The organism is Paenibacillus sp. 23TSA30-6, from assembly GCF_014858585.1.
GTDB lineage: Bacteria > Bacillota > Bacilli > Paenibacillales > Paenibacillaceae > Paenibacillus.
This window is the reverse complement of the sequence record NZ_SLTL01000006.1, coordinates 36,009-60,817: the sequence shown is the minus strand read 5'-3', so window position 1 is coordinate 60,817 and position 24,809 is coordinate 36,009. Positions and strand designations below refer to the sequence as shown.

21 protein-coding genes and 2 pseudogenes are annotated in these 24,809 nt (G+C 47.1%); 21 read left to right on the top strand and 2 right to left on the bottom strand.

What is annotated here, in order from left to right; all coding sequences use genetic code 11:
* Positions 1 to 344 precede the first annotated feature (344 nt).
* From E0698_RS07195 to E0698_RS07185, 3 genes and pseudogenes are all read left to right on the top strand, one after another.
* The gene (locus tag E0698_RS07195) at positions 345 to 1,136 is read left to right on the top strand and encodes a hypothetical protein (RefSeq protein ID WP_238353901.1); all 792 of its coding nucleotides are present in this window, start codon (positions 345 to 347) and stop codon (positions 1,134 to 1,136) included.
* Between the two features lie 67 nt (positions 1,137 to 1,203).
* Positions 1,204 to 2,028: pseudogene (locus tag E0698_RS07190) on the top strand (ABC transporter ATP-binding protein); the annotation flags it as partial.
* Positions 2,029 to 2,281: 253 nt separating this feature from the next.
* The gene (locus tag E0698_RS07185; RefSeq protein ID WP_025684297.1) at positions 2,282 to 3,385 is read left to right on the top strand and encodes a DUF3900 domain-containing protein; all 1,104 of its coding nucleotides are present in this window, start codon (positions 2,282 to 2,284) and stop codon (positions 3,383 to 3,385) included.
* Between the two features lie 116 nt (positions 3,386 to 3,501).
* Here the strand turns inward: E0698_RS07185 and E0698_RS07180 are convergent, their stop codons facing one another.
* Positions 3,502 to 4,431, bottom strand: a complete 930-nt coding sequence (locus E0698_RS07180) for an L-lactate dehydrogenase (RefSeq protein WP_134914662.1) — start codon at positions 4,429 to 4,431, stop codon at positions 3,502 to 3,504.
* 229 nt (positions 4,432 to 4,660) lie between these two features.
* Here E0698_RS07180 and E0698_RS07175 point away from each other — a divergent pair, with 229 nt between their 5' ends.
* The 11 genes and pseudogenes from E0698_RS07175 (at position 4,661) to E0698_RS07125 (ending at position 15,115) form a co-directional block, all read left to right on the top strand.
* Positions 4,661 to 6,052, top strand: a complete 1,392-nt coding sequence (locus tag E0698_RS07175) for an amino acid permease (RefSeq protein WP_192511100.1) — start codon at positions 4,661 to 4,663, stop codon at positions 6,050 to 6,052.
* 165 nt (positions 6,053 to 6,217) lie between these two features.
* A complete protein-coding gene (locus E0698_RS07170; RefSeq protein WP_192511099.1) occupies positions 6,218 to 7,468 on the top strand; it encodes a WD40/YVTN/BNR-like repeat-containing protein in 1,251 nt (416 codons plus the stop codon).
* 198 nt (positions 7,469 to 7,666) lie between these two features.
* Complete coding sequence (locus E0698_RS07165) at positions 7,667 to 7,849, top strand: hypothetical protein (RefSeq protein ID WP_025684293.1); 183 nt, start codon at positions 7,667 to 7,669, stop codon at positions 7,847 to 7,849.
* A gap of 188 nt (positions 7,850 to 8,037) precedes the next feature.
* A complete protein-coding gene (locus E0698_RS07160) occupies positions 8,038 to 8,433 on the top strand; it encodes a DUF2500 domain-containing protein (protein ID WP_014281575.1) in 396 nt (131 codons plus the stop codon).
* A 110-nt stretch (positions 8,434 to 8,543) separates the two neighbouring features.
* Positions 8,544 to 9,315, top strand: a pseudogene (locus tag E0698_RS07155) (SDR family NAD(P)-dependent oxidoreductase).
* A gap of 126 nt (positions 9,316 to 9,441) precedes the next feature.
* The gene (locus E0698_RS07150; protein WP_134914666.1) at positions 9,442 to 9,864 is read left to right on the top strand and encodes a cell wall hydrolase; all 423 of its coding nucleotides are present in this window, start codon (positions 9,442 to 9,444) and stop codon (positions 9,862 to 9,864) included.
* Between the two features lie 52 nt (positions 9,865 to 9,916).
* Positions 9,917 to 10,369 carry a spore coat protein GerQ gene (gene gerQ / locus E0698_RS07145; RefSeq protein WP_134914667.1) on the top strand — a complete coding sequence of 151 codons (453 nt, stop codon included), beginning with the start codon at positions 9,917 to 9,919 and terminating at the stop codon, positions 10,367 to 10,369.
* Positions 10,370 to 10,765: 396 nt separating this feature from the next.
* Positions 10,766 to 12,067, top strand: coding sequence for a hemolysin family protein (locus tag E0698_RS07140; RefSeq protein WP_192511098.1), 1,302 nt, complete (start codon positions 10,766 to 10,768; stop codon positions 12,065 to 12,067).
* A 239-nt stretch (positions 12,068 to 12,306) separates the two neighbouring features.
* Complete coding sequence (gene bioB, locus E0698_RS07135) at positions 12,307 to 13,314, top strand: biotin synthase BioB (RefSeq protein WP_192511097.1); 1,008 nt, start codon at positions 12,307 to 12,309, stop codon at positions 13,312 to 13,314.
* Positions 13,315 to 13,350: 36 nt separating this feature from the next.
* Entirely contained in the window at positions 13,351 to 14,469 is a 1,119-nt protein-coding gene (locus E0698_RS07130) for a glycerol dehydrogenase (protein ID WP_192511096.1), read from the top strand.
* A gap of 154 nt (positions 14,470 to 14,623) precedes the next feature.
* Positions 14,624 to 15,115, top strand: coding sequence for a hypothetical protein (locus tag E0698_RS07125; RefSeq protein ID WP_134914671.1), 492 nt, complete (start codon positions 14,624 to 14,626; stop codon positions 15,113 to 15,115).
* 77 nt (positions 15,116 to 15,192) lie between these two features.
* On the opposite strand, the gene E0698_RS07120 is transcribed toward E0698_RS07125, so the two are convergent.
* Positions 15,193 to 16,425 (bottom strand): aminopeptidase, encoded by a 1,233-nt coding sequence (locus E0698_RS07120; protein ID WP_192511095.1) that lies wholly within the window; start codon positions 16,423 to 16,425, stop codon positions 15,193 to 15,195.
* Positions 16,426 to 16,588: 163 nt separating this feature from the next.
* On the opposite strand from E0698_RS07120, the gene E0698_RS07115 reads away from it, so the two are divergent.
* From E0698_RS07115 to E0698_RS07085, 7 genes are all read left to right on the top strand, one after another.
* Entirely contained in the window at positions 16,589 to 16,885 is a 297-nt protein-coding gene (locus E0698_RS07115; RefSeq protein ID WP_134914673.1) for a hypothetical protein, read from the top strand.
* Between the two features lie 127 nt (positions 16,886 to 17,012).
* The gene (locus E0698_RS07110) at positions 17,013 to 17,816 is read left to right on the top strand and encodes an MBL fold metallo-hydrolase (RefSeq protein ID WP_192511094.1); all 804 of its coding nucleotides are present in this window, start codon (positions 17,013 to 17,015) and stop codon (positions 17,814 to 17,816) included.
* Between the two features lie 137 nt (positions 17,817 to 17,953).
* Positions 17,954 to 18,973: an aldose 1-epimerase gene (locus tag E0698_RS07105; RefSeq protein WP_134914675.1), complete on the top strand. Its 1,020-nt coding sequence runs from the start codon at positions 17,954 to 17,956 to the stop codon at positions 18,971 to 18,973.
* Positions 18,974 to 19,154: 181 nt separating this feature from the next.
* Positions 19,155 to 19,865, top strand: coding sequence for a FadR/GntR family transcriptional regulator (locus E0698_RS07100; RefSeq protein WP_134914676.1), 711 nt, complete (start codon positions 19,155 to 19,157; stop codon positions 19,863 to 19,865).
* 98 nt (positions 19,866 to 19,963) lie between these two features.
* A complete protein-coding gene (locus E0698_RS07095; RefSeq protein ID WP_192511093.1) occupies positions 19,964 to 21,508 on the top strand; it encodes a 2-isopropylmalate synthase in 1,545 nt (514 codons plus the stop codon).
* Between the two features lie 160 nt (positions 21,509 to 21,668).
* Positions 21,669 to 23,057 (top strand): class II fumarate hydratase, encoded by a 1,389-nt coding sequence (fumC, locus tag E0698_RS07090; RefSeq protein WP_192511092.1) that lies wholly within the window; start codon positions 21,669 to 21,671, stop codon positions 23,055 to 23,057.
* Between the two features lie 197 nt (positions 23,058 to 23,254).
* Entirely contained in the window at positions 23,255 to 24,721 is a 1,467-nt protein-coding gene (locus E0698_RS07085; RefSeq protein ID WP_192511091.1) for a potassium/proton antiporter, read from the top strand.
* Positions 24,722 to 24,809: the final 88 nt, after the last annotated feature.

Genomic DNA, 24,809 nt, shown 5'->3' with positions numbered 1-24,809 from the left:
TGTCCCCGGAGGACACAAGCGCCTGAATGGTCTTCCCTGAATATGAAGTTGCTTAGTTAAGAACGTTCACCGACATCAAAATCTCTCCCTTGATTACAGATATATCCACACTATACGATCAGTCAGCACCGAAGTCAAGTCAAGTTTATTTAAAAAACAGCAAATTAGTTACGTAATATATATTATGTTAACTAAAATGTTTCAAGCACTATGAAAGAAATTTTTTATCTTTCAAAAGAGAATGATAATCATTATACTTGTAATCAAGAATGAAACGCGTATGCACTGCGAATCCAGCTAAAGGGGGAAACGAATTACTACAATGAATAGTCGATGCCAACTCTATGAGCCATGAACAAGACCCCATTCAGGCGTCCGCGAAACATGAGCATATTTATCATATACCTGAGCAATGGGGAGAGGGTGTGCATCGAACGCATTTTTTGTGCAAAGGTTTCGAGCTTTCACATAGTCAAATGCTGTTTCATGAGCCAGTCCAAATTGCAAGAAGGTTTGACACCCCGTATCTGGAACTGGCTTTGAACCTGGATTCTTCGGCTAGCTGGTCCGTCGATGGTTTCCGTTCAGATCGTGAACATGGAGGGCATGTGCAGCTCATTTATATGAACGAAGTGAAAATCCAAGCGGAAATGCCGGGGAATAAAGCAATGAATCATATTGAGCTGCGTTTTAATCCTTCGTTATGGGGTGAGCTTTTACAGGAACTGAGTATCCGTCAGGAACAATCGTTCGCTTGTATGGAAACAGTGATTACGCCTGGTATGCGAGCGATTGCTCAGGAACTGTCGTTTCATCCTTATCAGGGCATGACCCGGCAGCTTTTTCTGGAGAGCAAGGCACTGGAACTGATGGCCCTTTTTCTGCAAGAAACACGCAATGCTCCGCCTAAATCGACCATGACGATCAAACCCAATGATATACAGTGTATTCACGAGGCGAAAGATATTTTGCTTCGTACGCTGGTTCAGCCTCCGAGTCTGATTCGGCTGGCACAGATGGTACATATTAATGAACTTCAAGGAGCTATTCGGCACAACGGTATTTGGCTTTGTACGCGAACAAAGATTGGAAAGAGCCAAACAACTGCTGGAAAACGAGCAGATCACCGTCAGTGAAGCGTCAGCGATGGGCCGTTTATGATTCGATGGGGGCTGATCGCGCTCGCAGGTTTATTGGCCAGCAGCTGCTATTGCTTTTATACGCTCCGGCCTGACGTGGATGGTTATGATCGGGGTATATCTATTATTGGCTGGGCAGTTGGATGTGATTGCTTTTGTCTCCTTTTTAATCGTAGGAACACGTATTTATGATCCTCTGACCACTGCGCTTGTTAATTTCGCCGAGTTTCGTTATCACGAGCAGGCAGGGGAGCGTATCGTCCAGTTGCTGAACGAGCTTGTCATGCCCGGTGATCAGATGCCTTCGCAAAGGCATGATATCGAGCTGAGACACGTAAGCTTCCGCTATGGCGAGCAACCTGTACTTGAGGATGTAAGTATGCGCAAGGTATCCAAGGTGTTCCAGGATGTGTATCTTTTTCAGGATACGATTGGAAATAATATTCGACTCGGTAAAAGTGATGCGACGCAGGCAGAGATCGAAGCTGCCGCTTGTCAAGCTTGCTGTCACGATTTTATCTCCAAGCTGCCGAATGGGTATGACACCTGGGTAGGTGAGGGCGGCAGTACGTTGTCAGGTGGGGAAAAGCAACGGATTTCCATCGCACGAGCCATTCTCAAGGATTCTCCGATCGTATTGCTGGATGAGGCTACGTCTTCGCTTGATCCTGAGAATGAAAAGGATATTCAGCAGGCGATTGACCGCCTTGTACAAGGCCGAACCATTATCGCTATTGCTCATCGGCTCAAAACAGTACGAAATGCGGACCGCATCGTTGTACTGGACAAAGGAAGGGTTGTAGAGCAGGGACGACATAATGAACTGCTGGATGACAACGGTCTGTATGCACGATTGTGGAAAAGACAGCATGAAGGAAGAGAGTCATAGTCGTATAAACAACGATGAGATCATAAAAAACCGATCCTTAGCGGATGGCAGGATACACCTCCATTACATAAGGATCGGTTTTTTGCGTTACTTAGATTCCCCGGATACGACAGCTTGCAAAAAGATTACATAATAAATATTATGTTAACTAAAATGTATATCTGAACGATGAGAACTTGAATCCGATGTACGTTTTAAATCCATAGTGATATAATTACGCGTACATGCCTGAAAAGGAGCGTATGAAACGCAAATGAACTTTCAAGTGGACTTTTTATCTTTTTTTGTAATTCAGGTGGACGGAAAAGAAGGACAAGGCGGTAAGTCCTACAAGCATTACGCTACGATGGATGACTATGATTATGACGAGAGCGATGTTAAAAAATTTCTGGACGGGGAATTTGCCCGCATTAGCAAGCGGAAGGTCGAGAAAAATCCGAGCACAGAGCAGGCACCGACCAAAATTGGCCGCTTTATCGTCGAACCAGAGCATGAACTGAGCAGTAATCCCAATTTCAATATGTTCGCCCGGCTGCGGGCAGCAGAGGATAAGGAAGATTTTAAAAATGCCTGCGACGATCTGGTGCGGATGTATCTGGATACGAGCGCGGTACGCGGCGGAGCGCTGATCATTGTACAGGCTACCTTGAATACACACTCCGATGATCCCTTTATTTTTGTACTCAAGTGTGATTTTGAACCTAAAATTGCCCGGATTACCGAAAGCAGTCTGGTCAGTGAGGTCGAAATGGCCATTTCAGCCCGTAATATGAAATCTATCATGTATCCTTACATGCTGGAGGAGGGGATGAACGATGAGTGGGAGCTTAAAATTCACCAGTCCTCGCATGCCCGGTATTTTGAGGATTTTCTGAAATTTGTGACCTATGAGCAATCCATGCCAGAAATCGTCAATGAGCATGTCATGGGCTTCGTCCAGAACTATGTAGAGACGAAATGGCCGGATGCTTCCAATGAGGAAAGACAGCAAGAGGAACGTGATCTGGAGCTGTGGGCTGCCAGTGAAAAACGGGATTTGCAAGGGAAATGGGAACCCCTTCAGGTCGTAGAGGCTGCGCAGCATATTGTTGAGCTAAAGCCGGAAATTGAAGTTCGCTTCAAGCTGGATGATACGGCTGTACGTGGACTGCTGTCCGACTTTGGGGCCAAGCTGCATATTACGAAGCTGCACGATAGATACGCGCTTATCATTGAAGGCGACGCATTTACATTTGAAAAAGGCTTTTCACCGATTGAGCTGCTTCAACCTGAATCGTTCGAAACGGTGGCTGAGCGGCTGAAAGAGAAACGCTTGCAAGAAGACGAATTTGCCGATGGCGATACGCCGCCTTGGTAATCTGAGTAAACTGTTTACGATAAGCTGAACTCTTTATATGACATAATCAAAGGGCCTCTCAACGGTATTTTCGCCGCTGTGGAGGCCCTTTTTGTCTACAATTTCAGTTTGTTCATCTACAAGTTGAGTTTACTGATTTGATCTTTCAGCTTGTCCGCAGATTGGTGTAGCCCTTGACGTTCCTTGTCATTCAGTGGAAGATCCAAAATTTCACGTACCCCGTTGTGATCTACGATACTCGGAACACCCAGATAAACGTCAGACACTCCGTTATAATCTTCCAGCAAGGTGGACACATTAAGTACCGACCCTTCGTCTCCCAGAATGGCGGCTACGATCCGGTCGAGAGCCAGCCCGATGGCGTAAGAAGTCGCGCCTTTGGCATCTATAATTTCATAGGCTGCATTTTTGGTGCTTTCAAAAATCTCATTTTTTGTTTCTTCGCCCAGCTCCAATGGAGTTCCTGCGATGTTGGCCGTGCTCCATACAGGCAGTTCGGAGTCGCCATGTTCTCCAATAATATGGGCGTGGATGCTGCGAGGGTCAATGCCCTTTTGCTTACCAATCAAATAACGGAAGCGTGCGCTGTCCAGCAGCGTTCCCGAACCGATAACTCTGCTCGAAGGCCAGCCACTACGTTTCCAGGAAATGTAGGAGAGAATGTCCACTGGATTGGTTGCGATCAGCAAAATGCCGTGTGTGTTTACCTTGACGATATTATCAATAATGCTTTCAAAAATTTCGGCATTACGCTTGAGCAGATCAATGCGTGTTTCTCCCGGTTTTTGTGATGCGCCCGCTGTAACAATGACGATATCCGCATCACGGCAGTCTTCATAATCACCTGCCCACACTTTGACACCGCCGAGAAAGGGAAGCCCGTGGTTCATATCGAGCATTTCCCCCTGCGCCTTTTTGACGTTTACATCGATAAAGACAAGTTCTGACATGCGTTGGCGTAGCAGGAGGGTGTAACCGGTCGTTGTACCGACCGCTCCCATGCCGACAATGGCCACTCTGCTTCGTTTGTAAGGTTTTAAGCTCATAAAATCCTCATCTCCTTCTCGGGTTGAATACCTTTTCAATTTTAATAATACAAAATTTATCTTTCCAACTTAGTTTACCGTATATGTGCCCTCCACTGCAAAGAAATATGACATTTCTCCTTGACTTCAAACAGGGACTCGCCAATAATTAATCGAGTGACAGAAACACACACTAAAGCGTTGCAGTAGCAATATTAGCGTAGGACACTATGGAAAGAGGATTATGATTATGGACTTATTTCGAAAAAAGACAGGGATGCTCCCGCATGGGGAAAACGGAACGACGGGTCACTTGAAGAGAACGATGGGCGCCTTCGATCTGACTATGCTGGGTGTAGGATGTATCATTGGTACCGGGATTTTTGTGATCACAGGCAAGGCAGCAGCGGAAAATGCGGGTCCTGGCCTGATGATCTCCTTTGTTATTGCAGGAATTGCCTGCGTGCTGGCAGCCTTGTGCTATGCGGAGCTTTCATCTACGGTTCCCGCTGCCGGCAGTGCTTATGCGTATAGCTATATTGTGTTTGGGGAAATTCTGGCCTGGGTGCTGGGTTGGGACTTAATTCTGGAATACGGGGTGGCGGCTGCCTCTGTGAGTAGTGGCTGGTCTGCTTATTTTCAAGGCTTGCTGGCCGGCTTCGATATACATTTACCACTGGCTCTAACCGCAGCCTTCGATTCAGCCAAGGGAACCATTATTGACCTGCCTGCTGTGTGTATCATTATGTTGATCACACTGCTGCTGAGTCTCGGAGCCAAGGAAACGGTCCGATTTAATTTCGTTATGGTTTGTGTCAAAGTCGGAGTTGTGCTGCTGTTTATCGGAATCGGAATTTTTTATGTTAAGCCTGCTAATTGGACACCGTTTCTCCCCTATGGTTTTTCCGGTGTTTTGAGTGCTGCGGCAATCGTATTTTTTGCTTATTTGGGCTTCGATGCCATTTCAACGGCAGCAGAGGAGGTACGTAATCCGCAACGGAATATGCCAATCGGTATTATTTCCTCGCTTGCGATTTGTACAGTGCTGTATATAGCGGTCTCGGTTGTACTTACTGGAATGGTACCTTATACGCAGCTGGGGGTAAATGATCCTGTTGCGTTTGCTTTGCGCTTTATTCATCAAGATTTTGCGGCAGGATTGATTTCTGTCGGTGCGATTGCCGGGATGACCACGGTTTTACTCGTGCTGTTGTATGGTCAGACACGGCTAATCTTTTCGATGTCCCGTGATGGTCTGTTACCGATATTTTTTTCTAAAATCAATCCCAAAACTCAAACACCCATCCGAAGTACCTGGCTGGTCGGAAGCATCATTGCATTGGCTAGTGGATTTTTTCCATTACATGCACTGACGAACCTGACGAGTATCGGAACCCTGTTCGCTTTTGCCGTTGTATCGGTTGGGGTGATCGTTCTGCGGAAGAGACGTCCGGATTTGAAAAGAGGCTTTACCGTACCTTGGGTTCCGTTGCTCCCGCTTTTGAGTGCCCTGGTTTGCGTCGGTTTGATGCTTCAGCTTCATATCAGCACGTGGATTGGATTTATCGTTTGGCTTCTGCTGGGGCTACTGATTTATTTCTTCTATGGATATCACAAAAGTTTGTTAAACCGTAAATCCTAATTTGTCTGAATTTTAAAAAGCTGGCATCCTGCACTTATGTGGAGGGTGGCCGGTTTTTTTGTATGAGTGCGCGAAAAGTGTCACTTAAGGTCGTTTATGGTATAATTCTGTTTCAGATAAGCTTTTGGCACGGATTACCGCATGCCATCGAGGGAGGATTTTTATATGAAACTGCGCTGGCGTGCGCTCCTGGGGGGAGTATTGCTGCTAACAGGCATTCTGCTGGCTGGCTGTTCTTCCGAACCCACAGAAACCGTAACCAAACCTCAGGTTGAGGAACCGGATGACCAGGGACAAACGATAACTATTAATCCATCATTGACGCCGAAGGTTGGCGATCCCAATGCCAAATATGTAGTTCAGACACGAATAGCTGATTTCCATCTGATTGATGATACCAAAGGTTTCGTATGGGGAGTTACTCATAATGAGCTTCGGCTCTATTATACGCATGATGGTGGAAATACCTGGAATAATATTTCTCCTTCCGAAAACGTTCAATTTCAAGACAAGCTTGGATATGGGAAGGATATTAGCTTTACCGATTCCCGGCATGGATGGGTTGTCCGTCAAAATCTGGACAAAACCGCAACCGTCATCCTCAGAACCGCTGATGGGGGACAAAGCTGGGATATTTCAGCGCTCCCAAGCGGGGAGCATGTGAGCGCGATACAATATGTAAATCCGTCTACCGGATGGATTATGGCGTCTACAAACCTGAATGAGCAGGATCAACAAAAGTTGTTGTATCATACCACTGATGGAGGGGCCACATGGAAGAAGGTTGCGCAAAGTTCTGGCATGTCATCCAATGAGTCAAGCTCGGGACTGCCCGATCAGGGCAGCATGGCGGGAATGAGCTTTGATGGCAACAAGCAGGGTTTTGTTGCGATTAATCTGGATAGCAAAGTTAAGCTTTATAAGACTTCGAATCAAGGGAAGACTTGGACCCCGGTAGCCAGCAAGATGCAGGGTTGTCCTCAAGCAGAAGCCGAAGCTCCGCAGTCTTTTAAAGGAAATAGTTCCTCGTATTGGATTCCTGTTCTCTGTTATTTAGACAGCGGTACAAAGTATAGCGGACTGTTTACTGCTGATACAGGCACGCAATGGAACAATGTGTCTTTGGGGCTAAGCGGTAAAAGAAACTCCATTATTCCCGGCCGCACCTTTCTAAATGATAAGGAAGGGTGGATCATAACCCCAGCCGGAATGAGCCGAACAATGGATGGGGGCAAGACGTGGACAACCCTTACTGGCAGCAAAGTGCTGCCATCGAAGCTAAAGGATTACCCGCGATCGGTCAAGCTCCGTTTTGCTTCTTCTAAGGTAGGTTGGCTGCTTCTGGAACGATTGGATGACAAGAAATCACTGTTACTTAAAACGACGGATGGCGGTGCCAACTGGAGGATCCTATAACCTTCACCAGGGTGATTACCCTGTGCTTTTCCCCTCATTTTGCACGTCCTCAAAAGGTCATGCAGATTTGGGAAGAGGCACAGGGCGTTTTATTTTTAAAAAACTTAAATTTTATATGACAATATGTGAAAAAAATCACAATCTACCGGATGAGTCGCTGTTATACTGAACCTGTAAACAACGATAGGAGTGATAATCATGAGAACGAATCAGGATCATATGTTAACTCAATACTACCTTCAATTTTGTTACACTTGCCAGGATGCCTATGGTTGCACGACTGAAGAGGATTGCAAACAGTGTGCAGAGCGTTATGCGGAAACAGAAGAAAATGAAGTTCTGGATGAGACACAACGTTATCTCCAGCTTGTACATGTATAAACAGATGCGCCATTCTGATATCGCCATATGTTGAGCCTCCCGGATCATTCCGTGGGGGCTCTTGGCGTTCTTGAGGGTTGCTATCAAATTTGGGCAGGAACGTACATATACTATTACAGAAAGCTTAGGTCATGTGAGGATGCCCGGCCGTTTCCCTGTGGAATGCCTGGCGGAGAGGAGTGCGGTGCATGGGATTTGAGTCATTATGGATGTTCGATTGGCTGGGTACGGTACTGCCCGTTTTTTTCGTAGTCGTGTTGGGTATTGTCGTACTGTCTGCGGGCAAGGAAGTCATGGAATGGAGCCGGAATAAAAGGCAGCCTGTATTGACGGTCGGTTCCCGAATTACGGCCAGAAGGACACATCTCCAACAGAGGCGGCAGGAGGAACAAGGGACTCGTACCTATACTTTCTATTATGTAACCTTCGAGGTGGAGAGTGGTGACCGGATGGAGTTCAAGGTAAGCGGGGAAGAATATGGTCAATGTGCCGAGGGAGATGAGGGGCGGCTTACCTTTCAGGGTACACGGTACATCGGGTTCCAGCGTCTCAATCGCTATAGCTTGGAACAGGTTAAAATGTAGACAGCAGCTTATTTTCCCATTCATTCATAGGCAGCCCCCTGCAATACAACAGGCCAGGGGGCTGTTTTTGTTTCTTGTGCAGCACATTTTGGTACATATATACTAGGGAAATGTATAGAGGAGGAAAAGCCATGTTATTTGAGGGACAAGTTGTTATCGTAACAGGAGCGGCACATGGAATCGGAAGAGAGGTCGCTTTGGCCTACGCTGGCAAGGGTGCCAAGGTCGTATTTGCCGATCACAATGAGGAAAAAGGGGCAGCTGTTGCGGCTGCGGCACGGAATGAAGGACATCAGGCGATCTTTGTTCCCTGTGATGTGCGTAAGGAAGAAGATATTGTTGCGCTGATCCGTGCCACGGAAGAGGAATATGGCACCATTCATACGCTGATTAACAATGCAGGCGTGTCCAAATGGAAATCTCCGTATGATTTAACGGTTGCGGAATGGGATGACATTTTGAATACGAATGTACGCAGTTGCTTTATTGCGACACGAGAAGCGGCCAAGGTGATGAAACGCAATCCGGAAGGCGGCTCTGTGGTCAATATGACTTCAACACGGGCTTTTATGTCAGGAACCGGATACAGAAGCCTATGCGGCGTCCAAAGGAGCCATTGCAGCCCTTACACACGCGATGGCCATATCACTAGGAAAGGATGGCATCCGGGTCAACTGTATTAGTCCGGGTTGGATTGAGACAGGGGATTACGGGCAACTGCGTCCTGAAGACCATCAGCAGCATCCATCCGGTCGAGTGGGAACCCCTGCCGACATCGCGCGGGCGTGCCTGTATTTAACCCAACCTGGCAACGACTTTGTTACAGGCACGAATCTGGTAGTGGACGGCGGGATGACGCGTAAAATGATTTACGAGCCGTAAGCTGCCTGAAGAAATAGTCCCGAATTTCGGGGCTATTTTTTTATCTTTTTTTCGCTGGAGCTGTCACCCCTTGGGCATTTGTACCATACGATATGATATGTGATGGAGAAGCAAGGAGGGGACGCGATGGCTGTTATCAAAGCCAACTCAGGAGATGTGAGGACACTTGCCCGGCTCATGCGGGCTGAGGCCGAAGGAGAAGGAGAGCAGGGAATGCTCATGGTCGGTAACGTTGGTGTGAACCGGATTTTGGCCAATTGCCTGGATTTCCAGGGGATTCGTCTCATGAATGACATGGTATTCCAAAGCCCCGGCGGGTTTGAAGCCACTCAAAAAGGGTACTTTTATCAGAGAGCCCGAGATCGGGACATTCGACTTGCAACACGTGTAATCAATGGAGAGAAAATACGTCCGGCATCCAATGCGTTATGGTTTTTCAGACCTTCCGGGGACTGTCCGGGTACCTGGTATAACCAGACTAACACCGGCCGTTACAAGGCCCATTGCTTCTTTAGTCCAACTGCACAGGATTGCCCTGCCGTCTATTAATGCGTAACAACATGAGTTTGTATGATTTAAAACCATTTTAGGAGGAATTAACATGATTTCACAGCAAGCTTACCGTCCTGTCTCTTATCCTGCTGGCGGCGGGTTTCCCGAATGGCCTAGGTTGGCTCCAATGGGAACCATGCAGCCCATGAGCAGCTTTCCCCCTCAAGTCAATAGTGGTAGCGCAATGTCACCGACTGGCACAGTGGTACAGACTCAGACTCCACAATATGAGCAATCTTATATTGAAAATATTTTACGCTTGAACTTGGGTAAAACAGGAACCTTCTATATGACGTATGAAAATAACCGGGAATGGAACGCGAAAATATTCAAAGGTATTCTGGAAGCGGCAGGTCGTGACCACATTATTATCAGTGATCCGTCTACCGGAAGACGCACCATTCTGTTGATGGTGAATCTGGACTATGCGACTTTTGATGAGCCGCTGCTGTACCAATATCCTGGCGTCATGGGTAATCCGGGCTCGTCTCCGGTTCGATGATGTCTTCATATATATAGTTTATCCCCCAATCCTCTGCTTTACGGCGGGGGATTTATTTTATTTATATTCTTTCTCAAATATAGTAGCTTCCCTTGTGGTAAGAGGCGGAAAATGGCGATTTCCGGTCAAAATGACCGCGTTAGCCGATTTTTCTGACATACCTTGCGGATTGACTGTGTAGTGTATAACTATATAATTGAATATAAGCTGATGAATGGCTTCGTCATTCATGCGAAAATATGGCTTGTGAAAGCCGGAAGGAGTGATTGTGTTGGGAAGTTGACGCTGCTTATGATGTGTTATCGTTCTGTCTATGATGAAATTATCCGAAGGAGGTGCGCCTGTCTGCCGTAATGACGGCTGATGGGGAGCATATTGAGTGACCCTTTACCGAGTATGTTTAACTTATTTATTGTTTTTGCATTAGTATTATTGAACGGTTTTTTTGTATCTGCAGAATTTGCAATGGTGAAAGTCAGAAGCAGCCGTATTGACACATTGGTAGAGGCGGGCAACAAAAAAGCCGTATATGCCGCGAATATATTACACAATTTGGACGCTTATCTGTCTGCCTGCCAGTTGGGCATTACACTGTCTTCGCTGGGACTGGGGTGGATCGGAGAACCGGCCATTGCACATTTGATCGAACCTGTATTTACAGCCGCCGGGCTGGGACCGGTATATGTACATGGTACTGCTGTGGTCATAGCATTTATTGTGATTACGATTCTGCATATTGTGCTGGGTGAATTGGCGCCCAAAACAATAGCCATTCGTAAAGCTGAAACCATTACGCTGTATTCGGCCATGCTGATGACTTGGTTTTATAAGCTGATGTATCCATTCATATGGGCGTTGAATGGCATGGCGAACAGCCTGCTGCGTTTATTCCGTCTGGAGCCGGTATCCGAATATGACGATTCCGCGCATACGGGGGATGAAATACGCATTCTGATGAAAGAAAGCAATAAGAGCGGACTAATTGATAATACGGAATTGGCGCTTGTTGATAATATATTTGATTTTACCGACACGACCGCCAGGGAAATCATGATTCCGCGTACCGAGATGATCTGTTTGTACAGCAATGAGTCCACAGAGGAAAATCTCGCGATTGCGACGGAGAGCATGAGAACGCGTTATCCAATCTGCGCCGAGGACAAGGACCATATTATCGGCTTTATCCATATCAAGGATCTTCTGCGGGCGAACAAACTGGATACCCGTACGATGATCCGTCCGATTCTTGCCGTTCCTGAATCTACGCAAATTAGTGATTTGCTCAAACGCATGCAGCGTAGCAAGACACAAATTGCGATTCTGATTGATGAATACGGTGGTACCTCAGGTATGGTGACGCTGGAGGATATTATGGAAGAGATCGTTGGTGAAATTCAGGATGAGTTCGATCAGGAGCGTCCGGGTTGTGAGCAGATTAATGACGAGGAATTTTCCATTGACGGTATGCTGTTAATTGATGAAGTGAATGATCGCTTTGGACTGGATCTGGATCATGAGGATTATGATACAGTAGGGGGCTGGCTGTACTCGCATGTTGAGGTCATCCCCCCACAGCCGGGTCAGTCTGTAGAATTTGAAGGTTGTCTGTTCGTTGTAGAAGAAATCGAGAACAAGCGGATTTCACGTATCCGGCTGTTGAAGCAGCCAGTCCTTATGGAGGAAGCGGGAGTCTCGTAAATCAGGATTCACCAGATAAAAGAGTAGACATTCTATAATTGAACCATTCTTGAAGCGACCCTTGAACGATAGAGGGCCGCTTTTTTGATTTTGGCTTCTTTACACATGAGACATGAATTGATATGATGAACTATATTATTGTCAACCTATTATATTTTTATTTGGTTGACAATAAAAAAGGAATTTCGCCTGAGAAACGAATCTGTTAGCATGTTCATTAAAATAGGGAGGTATAACGTATGAAATGGTCCAATGAGGTTATGGATTGGTACTCGCTGGCTGAAAATGTGATCCACGGCGGCAATGTGACACTCGAAGAAGGGTTGGCGGTGCTGGAAGCGGACGATGAGGAAATTTTACCGATTATGCAAGCTGCATTTCGGGTGCGTCATCATTTTTACGGTAAAAAGGTAAAGCTCAACATGATTATGAATGCCAAAAGCGGTCTGTGCCCGGAGGATTGCGGCTATTGCTCACAATCGATCGTATCCACGGCACCTGTCAGCAAATACAGTATGCTGGACAAGGAGTCTCTGCTGGCCGGAGCCCGTGAAGCGTTAGCAAGGAAAGCAGGTACATATTGTATCGTAGCTTCCGGCAAGGGCCCAACGAATCGAGAGCTGGATCAGGTAATTGAGGCGGTACAGGAAATTACCAGTACGATGCCACTTAAAATTTGTGCGTGCCTGGGGATTCTCAAAGGAGATCAGGCCCGCCGGTTAGCAGAGGCGGGAGTCCATCGTTACAATCACAATTTAAATACGAGCAAGGCCAACTATCCGTCCATTACAACCTCACATACATACGATCAACGTGTCAAAACGGTTAAAATGGCTCAATCTCACGGGATGTCACCATGCTCCGGCGTGATTATCGGAATGGGGGAAACGAATGAGGAAATCGTCCAAATGGGTTATGCGTTAAGGGAAATCGGTGCCGACTCCATCCCAGTCAATTTCTTGAATCCGATCCCTGGAACCCCGCTGGAAGGAGCAAAGCGGACATCTCCGATCAGAGCATTAAAGGTACTGGCGCTGTTTCGGTTCATTTGTCCATCCAAGGAAATTCGTGTCGCAGGCGGACGGGAGCTGAATTTGGGGACACTGCAACCCTTATCCCTGTATGCAGCCAATTCGATTTTCGTAGGCGATTATTTAACGACAGATGGACAAGAAGTCACAGCCGATCATCAAATGATTGAAGATCTGGGGTTTGAAATTGAGATGTGTGCTCTTCCGACTGTATAATAGGAATTGTACAAACTTGGAAGGGAGCGTTGAACGATGAGCGAAAAAGTATTTATTAGTCCGGGTAAATATGTGCAAGGGAAAAATGTGATTGATAAAACGGGTGAATATGTCAAGCCATTAGGTCATACTGCTCTGGTTATTGCCGACAAGCTGGTATGGGGTATCGCAGCCGACCGGGTAGTGAAAAGTCTGGAACAGGCGGGGATTACATCGGTAAAGGTGGAGTTTCAAGGGGAAGCGTCCAAAAACGAAGTGAACCGTATTGTTGATCAGGGACGAAGCGGGCATGTCGATATTGTCATTGGTGTAGGCGGCGGCAAGACGCTGGATACCGCCAAGGCGGTTAATGAGGTGCTTGGTTCCTCGGTAGTCATTATCCCAACGACAGCCTCCACGGATGCTCCGACCAGTGCGCTATCTGTCTTGTACACGGATGAGGGTGCATTTGATACGTATTCTTTTTTCAGTAAAAATCCAAGCTTGATCCTGGTCGACACAAAGGTTATTTCCCAAGCACCACCATTGTTCCTCTCTTCCGGCATTGCGGATGCGATGGCAACATGGATTGAAGCTCGTGCCGTCATCGAGGCCCGGGCGACAACGATGGCTGGCGGCTTGCCAACCTTGGCAGCCGAAGCAATTGCGGCCAAGTGCGAAGAGGTTCTATTCGATTACGGGCTGCAAGCCTATGAATCCGTGAAGCGCAAAGTGGTTACACCTGCGCTTGAAGCAGTGGTAGAAGCCAATACGCTGCTGAGTGGGCTAGGATTCGAAAGTGGCGGCTTGGCAGGCGCACATGCGATACACAACGGTTTTACAGTGCTGGAAGGGGATATTCATCACTTGACGCATGGTCAAAAGGTGGCTTTCGGCACCTTGGTACAGCTTGCGTTAGAAAAAAGACCTTTGGCCGAGGTGGAACGGTATATCGATTTTTATCTGAAGCTGGATCTGCCTGTCACGCTGGAGGACGTCAAGCTCCAGGAAGCCTCCCGTGAGGATCTGTACCGTGTAGCTCAGGCGGCGACGAAAGAAGGCGAAACTGCTCATAATCTGCCATTTGCAGTAACAGCGGACGATGTGCTGGATGCGATTTTAGCTGCTGACCAGTATTCCCTTGCTTACAAAGCTAAAATTGGACATACGAACTAACACCAATACAATATGAAATACACGAAGAGGTCGCTAATAAGCGGCCTTTTTCCATTATTTAACTTGCAGCTTATGTTATGATTTTTACAGTACATAATTAGGAAATGTCGGAAGTATATCTACGGCTAGCCTAAAACTTGAGAGGAGTAGGGCAATGGCAAAATGGAATGTAGAAGATAATGGAACTCAGTATGAAATTGAGTACAAGCGTAGCCTCGGCGGAGGGAAAATTATTGTGAATGGAAGCGTACAGAAGGTTAAAAGCCAGAATGCTTTTTTGAATTTGGTCGATTTTCCCATTAGATTGACGAATAAAGCTGTAAATGTTGTCGTCATCGGCAACAAAGCGGATTTGGCCGTGGATGGCGTATATCTGGGTTCCAATCAGCCTTACGTGCCTGTGGCTAAAGTTCCCGGCTGGAGCTGGGCTTTTGTAGTGGTGAGCTTGGTCATAGGCTGGCTGTTTGCAGGTATCTTTGGTTTGTGCTTTGGGATATTGGGCAGCATGTTTTATGTAAAATCCGCTTTATCTATGCACCAATCCACAAATCGAAGAATCGTAAGCTGCCTTATTGTCTTTTTAATCATCAGCGTGGTACAAATTGTTTTTGGAATTTCAGTAAATCAGTGGCTTCATAATTTGTAAAATATCTGTGACTTAACCCGTTGAATGAAGAAAAAAGGCTCCTCCGCATGACAGCGGCGTGAGCCTTTTTTGTCTTTTTAGATCGCCCAGTTTCCTTTGCGGAAGATGGGTTCCTCGGTACCGTCCTCGGTGACGCCGTTAATGTCCATTTCACCTGAGCCGATCATAAAATCGACGTGTGTCAGACTGGAATTCAGGCCGTTGGCTGCCAACTGCTCCTGATTCATGTCCTTGCCGCCTTTGAGGTTAAATGCATAGGCATTGCCGATGGCCAGATGGTTGGAAGCATTTTCATCAAACAACGTATTATAGAACAAAATGTTCTTATCCGAAATGGGGGAATGGTGAGGCACAAGAGCGACTTCGCCCAAGTAGTGGGAGCCTTCATCCATTTCAACGAGATGCTGAAGAGTCTCCAAGCCTGTTTCAGCCTGCACATCGATAATGCGTCCGTTTTCAAAGGTTAGCGTAAAGTTGTCGATAATATTTCCGCTGTAGCTGAGCGGTTTGGTGCTGCTTACTTTGCCATTCACTCCGGTTTTGAGCGGGGCAGTAAACACTTCCTCGGTAGGCATATTGGCTACAAAGGTATGTCCTTGCTGATTGACGCTTTCGGCTGCAACCCACAGGTGATCTTTAGCCAATTCGATGGTTAGATCGGTACCTGGGGCCAGATAATGCAGCTTTTTATAACGTTTGGCATTCAAAATATCTGATTTGCTGGAGAGTGTTTTCAAATGCTCTTTCCATGCTTCTACCGGGTTGTCCAGATCCACACGCACGGTGCTGAAAATGGCTTCCCACAGCTTATCCATTTGTTCGGAAGCTGGCAGATTCGGGAATACTTTGGCAGCCCATTCTTCGGAAGGGTAAGCAATCAGAGCCCAACTGAATTTGTCGGCCATTTGTAGTTCGCGGTATTGGCGCAATTCATGTGAACGCACACGCTGAGCTGCAGTAATGCGACTGGACGGGATACCTTGAAGCAAATCAGGATTTTCTGCTATGATATGCAGTACCGCTGCACCGTTCTCGACCTCTTCGGTCATTTCAGCCGCATACCATTTGGGAGGAATATTAAAAGTCTCATCAGGAGCCAGTTCATATTGCAGGCGAGTGATGGCTTCGTCGCTCCATTTTACCTTAACCAGCTTGGCTCCGACGGTATACGCGGATTTGACAATAAGCCGCACAAGTTCAGCGGACAGGATGGGAGCATGAACGATGAGTGTTTGCCCAGGCTGGACATTAGCCCCCACCCGAACAGCTAACTCGGCATATTTTTGCAATTTTTGTTGAAAATCTGACATGTAACTTTCCTCCATTTCACGAAAAGGCCCTTAACAGGGCTTGGGGTTGCCTGCGCAGTTTTTTGCAAATTCCACACACGGCTTATATATTGTACAATGTAACGAAAAGGTTCACAAATCCATTTTGGTACATTTTGGCGAAAATGAAAGGGCGGATAGATGAATGACGGATCAAAATGCACCTCAGGAAGTACAGGAAGTACATATTCAGCAGGCACAAATGACTAGAGATGAGAATGGTGCATACTTGGGTCAGGTCGTGTTTGGAGTAGACGGACAGACTTCTGTATACGAAATTACGTTCCATAGCAAAAGGGGCAAGGAGTGGGATTACAGTCTCCATTTTGCAGGGGAGCCACGGGTAGAGGAAGAGATGCTGCATATGGATGCATGGATTGAAGAGAATGATGATTTGTTTGATTATTTGCTTGATGCGGCATGGAGTAAATTACCCGAGTAATGTAAACATGGTCTATTTTCGTGACAAGCGGATTATATTTAGCAGTGTCCGCATAATCTGCCGACAAGGGGGAAGCCTATAGGTCGATAATGACAGCAAATTCCATGTGAATGGGGAGGATGACGGTTTGGCAAATCATCTGTTCACCGAAGGAATGACGGCAAATGAAGAGGCTGCTCCCGATCTTCTGAGCTTACGGACGCTGTTTGTAAATGTGTGTTTTATCGGGGAGCCGGGAAGTCGATCCTGGGTACTGGTGGATACGGGGATGGCGGGGTTTACAGACTCGATTATTCGCTTGGCTGAGGAACGGTTCGCTGGCCCTCCCGTTGCTATTGTGCTCACTCACGGGCATTTTGACCATGTGGGATCGGTCATTGAACTGGTTCAGCATTGGGGTACCCCTGTGTATGCGCACCCGCTGGAGCTTCCTTACTTGACGGGGATGAAGGATTACCAACAACCTGATCCCAGCGTGGGTGGAGGTCTGCTGTCGAGCGTTTCCTTTTTATACCCCAATGATGCCATTGATCTGGATGATCGCATCACCCGTCTGCCTGAGGATGGCAGTGTGCCTGGTGCGCCTGGGTGGAAGTGGCTGCATACACCTGGACATACGCCGGGTCACATATCGCTTTTTCATGAACGCAGACGGTTGCTAGTAACTGGAGATGCTTTTATTACAGTAAAGCAGGAATCGGCGCTGGCAGTTATTTTACAGGAAAAAGAAATACACGGTCCGCCTGCATATTTTACGACAGATTGGCAGGCTGCGCAGCGGTCAGTGGAACTGCTGTCCGGTTTGAAGCCAGAGATTGCTGTTACGGGACACGGTCACTACATGCAGGGTAATGAGCTGAAGACCCAGTTGGAACGACTGGCGGAGGATTTTGAGCACATGGCTGTACCCAAGCAGGGGCGCTATGTGTAGTGACGTGGAAAGGACGATGCCTTACGGGGCATCGTTTTTTTGTGTTGGCATGGAATTTTTTTGCTCAGCATGGTATAGTCAAGCCAAAAGCTAAACGCTTTCATTAAAACATCGTCATTCATCAAGGAGGATTTTTGATGACACATCAGCATGCTGCAATTGGTGACCTTTATTATGGAATACCGGCGATTCGCCTTAAATTCGGGCGTTATGAAGCGGTAGCCCTGCCGGGAAACGGCGCAAATCTGATTTCTTTTCGTGACAATGAGACAGGATATTCATTTCTCCGCGAGCCGGAAGCTGACAGCATAGAGGCTTTTAAACAAAGTCCGTCAGTCTATGGGATTCCTTTCCTGTTTCCTCCGAATCGGTATGAGGATGGCAAATTTCTGTGGAATGGAGTTACATATGAACTGCCGATCAATGAAACGGCGACCCACAACCATTTGCACGGCTTTTTACACACCGTCCGGTGGGAGGTTGAGGACTACGGATCTGGAGAACAGGGCAGCTATGTGGTAATGAATCAGCATGTGAGGGAAGGACATCCCATGTTCCGCTATTTGCCGTTCACCTTTACCATCAAGCTGACATACAGCTTGGACGAATTTGGACTGCATCAGCGTTATGTGATCCACAACGAGGGTGATCAGCCGATTCCAAACCTGTATGCCTTTCACACGGCAATTCGGGTTCCATTCGTACCGGAGAGTTCGCCGGAAGACTACAAAATTAAGGTTACCATCGGTGAGCGTCGCGAGTTGACGGAGCGGTTGTTAGCCACAGGACAGTTCCAGCCATTGTCACCGGAAGAGGAACTGCTGAAGACAACGGGAGTGAGTCCCTATTTTGCATCGATGGACAATCATTACACGGTAGCTCCGCAAAATGGACGCAACTATATGGAACTGACACACAGTAAGACAGGCGCTACTCTCGTATACGATGTAGGCACGGCCTATAAGCATTGGATGATCTGGAATAACAAAGCGAACAAGGAATTCATCTGTCCTGAGCCGCAAATGAACATGATCAATGCACCGAATCGTCCGGACTTGCCTGCGGAGGAGATCGGATTGATTGCACTTGCTCCAGGCCATATTTTTGAAGCAACCAGCCGTTTATATTGTGTCACACCTGCACGTTCGAAATCCTAGCCTATATTTTATCGGAATAAGCCTGTATCGTGTCCAACGGTGCGGGCTTTATTTTGTTGATGGGAGAGGTGGAGAAGACAAATATTACAGGCAGAAGTCAGTTTAGTGAGGAAAGGAACATGAAAAACAGGTTGCAGGATGGCAAGTAGTCATAGTATGATACAAAACAGGAGATGATCAGATGAATCAGGAAATGATGCCTTTTCAAGCTGTCAAACGCAAGCAAATCGCTGATGAAGTGGCTGAACAGTTGCAACGAAAAATAGCTACTGGTGAATGGGATGTGGGTACAAAAATTCCGACAGAGCCTGAGCTGATGAAGCTTTTTGGAGTAGGACGTTCCACGGTGCGTGAAGCGGTCAGCGTTCTCGTACATGCCGGTCTATTAGAGAAAAAACAAGGACACGGAACTTTTGTATGCCAACCGACGACTTCCCAGGAGCCTCTTGATTACCGACTGAGTCGCGCTGAAATAATTGAAGTCTACGAGGTGCGGAGTGTGTTAGAGCTGGAAATTGCCAGACTGGCTGCTTTACGACGTAAGGATGAAGATTTACGCTTGATGCGCGAGGCGCTGGACCGTCGTGCCGTGACATTGGCCGCTGGAGATTTGAACGGGTATCTGGATGCGGATATCACTTTTCACTTGGCTGTTGCCGGGGCTACACGTAATAAAGTGCTTACAGATGTGTATCGCAGCTTTGTAGAGGCGATTCGGAAGGCGCTGAAAAATCTCGTAACCGATCCGGCGATGCAAAATCCTTTTACACTTCAGCATGAGAAAATATATGAAGCGATCCGCGATCAGGATGCCAAGGCTGCCGAGCTGTACAGTATTCAGCATTTGGATGGCACCAAGCTGGAACTGCAAAAGCATATGGGAAATTCATAATTTTTTTAATCTTAAACATCAGATGATCGGATGAATAAATTGAATTGTAAATCTTTTATATCGAACATCTCCTAAAAAAAACCAAAGGTGGGTTCTGAATGCGCAAAATATGGGTGTTGGACACAACGTTAAGAGATGGAGAACAATCACCAGGAGTTAGTCTGACCAGTACAGAAAAGGTGGAAATCGCCCTTCAACTGCAAAAATTGGGCGTAGATCGGATAGAAACCGGTTTTCCGGCTACCTCGCCAGGTGAGATATTCAGCATGCAGGAGATTGCCAAACAGGTTACCAACTCAACCTTGGTTGGTTTTGCACGTTCGAAAGAGCAGGATATAGATGCGGTCAGAGAGGCACTGCGGGGAGCGGAGGACGCCTGTCTTCATCTGTTTTTGGCTACCTCACCCATTCACCGCCAGCACAAGCTGCGAATGGATAAGACGAAGGTACTGGAGACCGCAGCCGCAGCCATTCGTTATGGACGAAAGTATTTTGATAAGGTGGAATTTTCGGCGGAGGATGCCAGTCGTACTGAACTGGACTTTATTTGCGAGGTCGTGGATATGGCGATCCGTGCTGGAGCAACGGTCGTCAATCTGCCGGACACCGTTGGGTATGCTTCGCCGGATCAGTTCGGCGAAATGTTCAGAATCGTAAAAGCCCAGGTGCCGGGCATCGAAAAAATACAGCTCAGCACCCACTGTCATGATGATCTCGGCATGGCAACAGCTAACACATTGGCGGCCATCCGTAATGGTGTAGATCAATTTGAAGGCACAATCAATGGCATCGGGGAACGTGCCGGAAATACACCAGTGGAGGAGGTCGCGCTGGCCCTTGATACCAGAACCGAGCTTTATGATGCAAAAACGGATCTCATTCTGGAGGAATTGTATGCCACCAGTCGCCTGGTGAGCAAACGCACGGGGATGTCCGTACCAGGAAACAAGGCCATTGTTGGAGCGAATGCTTTTGCTCACGAGTCCGGTATTCACCAGGACGGGATGCTTAAGGAGCGTACGACATATGAAATCGTGTCCCCGGAGCGCATCGGCTTGAAGACGAGTAAGCTTGTACTCGGCAAGCACTCGGGGCGGCATGCGTTCAAGGAAAAGCTGGCGGATATGGGGTTTGATGCTTTGACAGAGGAGCAGCTTCAGGAGGCGTTCCGTAAATTCAAAGCCTTGACGGACAAGAAAAAACAGGTGCTGGATGAAGATTTGCTCGTCCTGATGGATGAGAGTTGCAGTGCCTCCCCACAGATTTACACGCTGGATGCCATCCAGGTATCCTATGGCAATCAGTCGATTCCGGTAGCATCCATTCGACTGATTAAACAGGATGGAACAGCTATTGATGAAGTGGCGATGGGCAACGGCTCCGTAGACGCGATTTTTCATGCTATAGACAAGGCCAGTGATGAAGAAGTGGAATTGGAGGATTATTCGATCCAATCTGTAACGTACGGTAAGGATGCGCTCGGAGAAGTGCATGCTGTTCTGAGACAAGGAGAATACACCGCCCGTGGAAGAGGCACAAGTACAGATATTCTGGAAGCCAGTGCCAGAGCTTACATCGACGCGCTGAATAAGCTGCTGGGCAGAAAAGAAGTTCGAGCTAAAGGCAACATCACCATTAGCTGAACCGACCTCCCCGGTATGTCGCTGACGATACATTCCTCCTCCGGCCTAATCGTAAAAAAGCGCTTGCAATATATATGATAACCTTTGAAATTTAATGTATAATAGGCAAGGAAGTCACCATATTTTGTCTGAATTACATAGGCCAAGAGGAGGAAATGAATTGAACTACCGCATCGAAAAAGATACGTTGGGTGAAATCAAAGTACCGGCAGACCGTCTGTGGGGAGCGCAAACACAGCGCAGCAAGGAAAATTTTCCGATTGGCTCGGAGAAAATGCCGTTAGAGGTTATTCAGGCGTTCGCAGTGCTCAAGAAGAGTGCAGCGATCAGCAATTATAAGTTGGGCAAGCTGTCACAGCAGAAGCAGGACGCTATTATTTATGCGGCGGACGAAATTCTTGCTGGTCGGGTCGATGACCATTTCCCATTGGTCGTATGGCAGACAGGAAGCGGTACGCAATCCAATATGAATGTGAACGAAGTGATTGCTCATCTTGGAAGCCAATGGCTGCAAGAGCAGGGACAGGATGCAACGCTGCATCCCAATGACGATGTGAACATGTCGCAAAGCTCGAATGATACATTTCCGACGGCGCTTCATGTAGCAGGTGTCATTGCAGTGGAGGATCACTTGCTGCCTGCTATTGATAAGCTGAAAGAAACCTTCCGGCAGAAGTCAGAGCAATTTAAGGATATTATTAAAATCGGTCGTACTCATTTGCAGGATGCCACGCCGCTTACACTGGGTCAGGAAATCAGCGGCTGGTATGCCATGCTGGACAAAAGCAAGCGAATTATCATCGACACGGTGCAATATATGAAGGAGCTGGCGATAGGCGGTACAGCCGTGGGCACGGGTATTAACGCTCATCCGGAGTTCGGTGACCGAACCTCTGCGGAAATTTCCACCTTCACTGGCAAAATGTTTACGTCTGCACCAAACAAATTCCATGCGCTGACCAGCCATGATGAAGTGGTTGCCGTACACGGAGCAGTTAAAGCACTCGCTGCTGATTTAATGAAAATCGCCAATGATGTTCGCTGGCTGGCAAGCGGTCCGCGTAGCGGCTTGGGCGAAATTACAATTCCTGCCAACGAGCCAGGCAGCTCAATCATGCCGGGCAAGGTCAATCCGACCCAGAGCGAGGCACTTACGATGGTTGTAACGCAGGTCATGGGTAATGATGCCGCTATCGGCTTTGCTGCGAGTCAGGGGAATTTTGAGCTGAACGTGTTTAAGCCAGTCATTATTTATAATTTCCTGCAATCCGTGAATCTGCTAGCCGATTCAATTGTTGCCTTTAATGACAACTGCGCGATTGGTATTGAGCCGGATCTCACTAAAATTGAACACAATTTGAACAATTCGCTGATGCTGGTGACAGCATTAAATCCGTATATCGGATATGAAAATGCGGCTAAAATCGCCAAACTCGCGCATGCCGAAGGACTGTCTCTCAAAGAAGCAGCTCTGCGTAGTGGATTGTTGACCGAAGAGCAGTTCGACCAATATGTCGTACCGGCGAATATGATTCAGCCTAAAGCATAAAGGAGAATTTCGCAGTTCAAGCCCTATAAAATCAAAAAATCCAGCTCATGGAGTGCCGATTAGCACAGCTCATGAACTGGATTTTTTGATTTTATATATATTTTTTTATCTAAGATTAGTAATCTGTGTGATTTGAGGGTATATAGATAAAAGGCGAAAAAATGAACATCTATTTTCAAGATAGGAGAAGCCGTCGTATGGAACAGACAACTATTATTAATTTTATTGTGCTTTTGCTGTCCGGCTTGCTGCTGGTCGGCGTACTGACTACCAAATTTTCCAGTCGTTTCGGCATGCCTGCGCTCGTATTGTTTATTGCCGTCGGCATGGTGCTCAGTCAGTTTATTTATTTTGACAATGCGTTTATTACGCAATTGGTGGGGATTCTCGCGCTCATCGTTATTTTGTTTGAAGGCGGGATGCAAACGAAGTTTGCAGATGTTAAGCCAGTCATTCGACCTGCGATGTCATTATCTACGCTTGGCGTCATTATTACGACGGTGGTCATTGGCGTTTGCGCCAAGTTTATTTTAGGCGTGAGCTGGATGGAATCCATGCTGTTCGGCGCTATTGTCGGATCGACGGATGCGGCAGCGGTGTTTTCTGTTTTAGGTGGTAAAAACATCAAAAAACGAATTACATCCACGCTGGAAGCGGAGTCCGGCAGTAATGATCCGATGGCCGTATTCCTCACGGTAACATTGATTGAGCTGATACATCACCCTGAGCAATCCATTTGGGTACATATTCTACTATTTTTGTGGGAAATGGGTTTTGGTCTGGTCGTTGGTTTTGTGCTCGGACGCATAGCTGTATATGCCATTAATAAAATGAATTTTGATTCATCCGGTCTGTATCCCGTCATGGCGCTGGCATTTGCGGTCTTAACGTATGCGGCGGCATCCTTACTGGAGGCAAGCGGCTTGCTGGCAGTATATGTCATGGCCATCGTGCTGGGTAATTCGGACCTGACCTACAAGCGGTCAATTATTCATTTTAACAACGGCTTCGCCTGGATGGTGCAAATCATGATGTTCGTCCTGCTGGGACTGCTGGTTTTTCCCGATCAGTTGCTCGGTATTGCGTGGCAAAGTTTGGCGCTTTCCTTTATTCTGATGCTCGTAGCCCGTCCAATTGGCGTGTTCCTGAGTCTGCTTTTCTCTCGATACTCTATACGCGAAAAGACGCTGTTATCCTGGGCAGGGCTAAGGGGAGCGGTACCGATTGTACTGGCTACCTATCCACTGCTGGATGAAATGGATGTGGGGCCGATGTTTTTTAATGTCGTATTCTTCGTCGTGCTTACCTCCGCCATTATACAAGGTACGACCATTTCGTGGCTGGCGGTGAAACTCGGCTTAATGGACCCTAACGAAACGTCATCACCTTCGCTCTTGGAATTGGTATCTCTAGGGAAAACCACATCGGAGATCAATCACATTCAAGTGCAGGAAGGGATGTCCATTGTGGGCAAAGCAATTCAGGACATGCAGCTTCCCGATGACATTTTGTTCACCGCTATTATTCGAGAAGAGCAAATTATAGCTCCGAGAGGCACAACTGTAATTAAGCCGGGAGATACCCTGTATGTGCTCAGTCCGAAGCTCAAGCGACAACAAATGAAAGAACTGTTTATGCTGCTTGAACCAGAGGCAGCACCGTAAAAGGGATTGCAATGGCAACGAAACAGGTTGCGAACCAACGTGATTTCTAACGTAATTTTCCAAATAGTCCTTCACATTGATGTGGAGG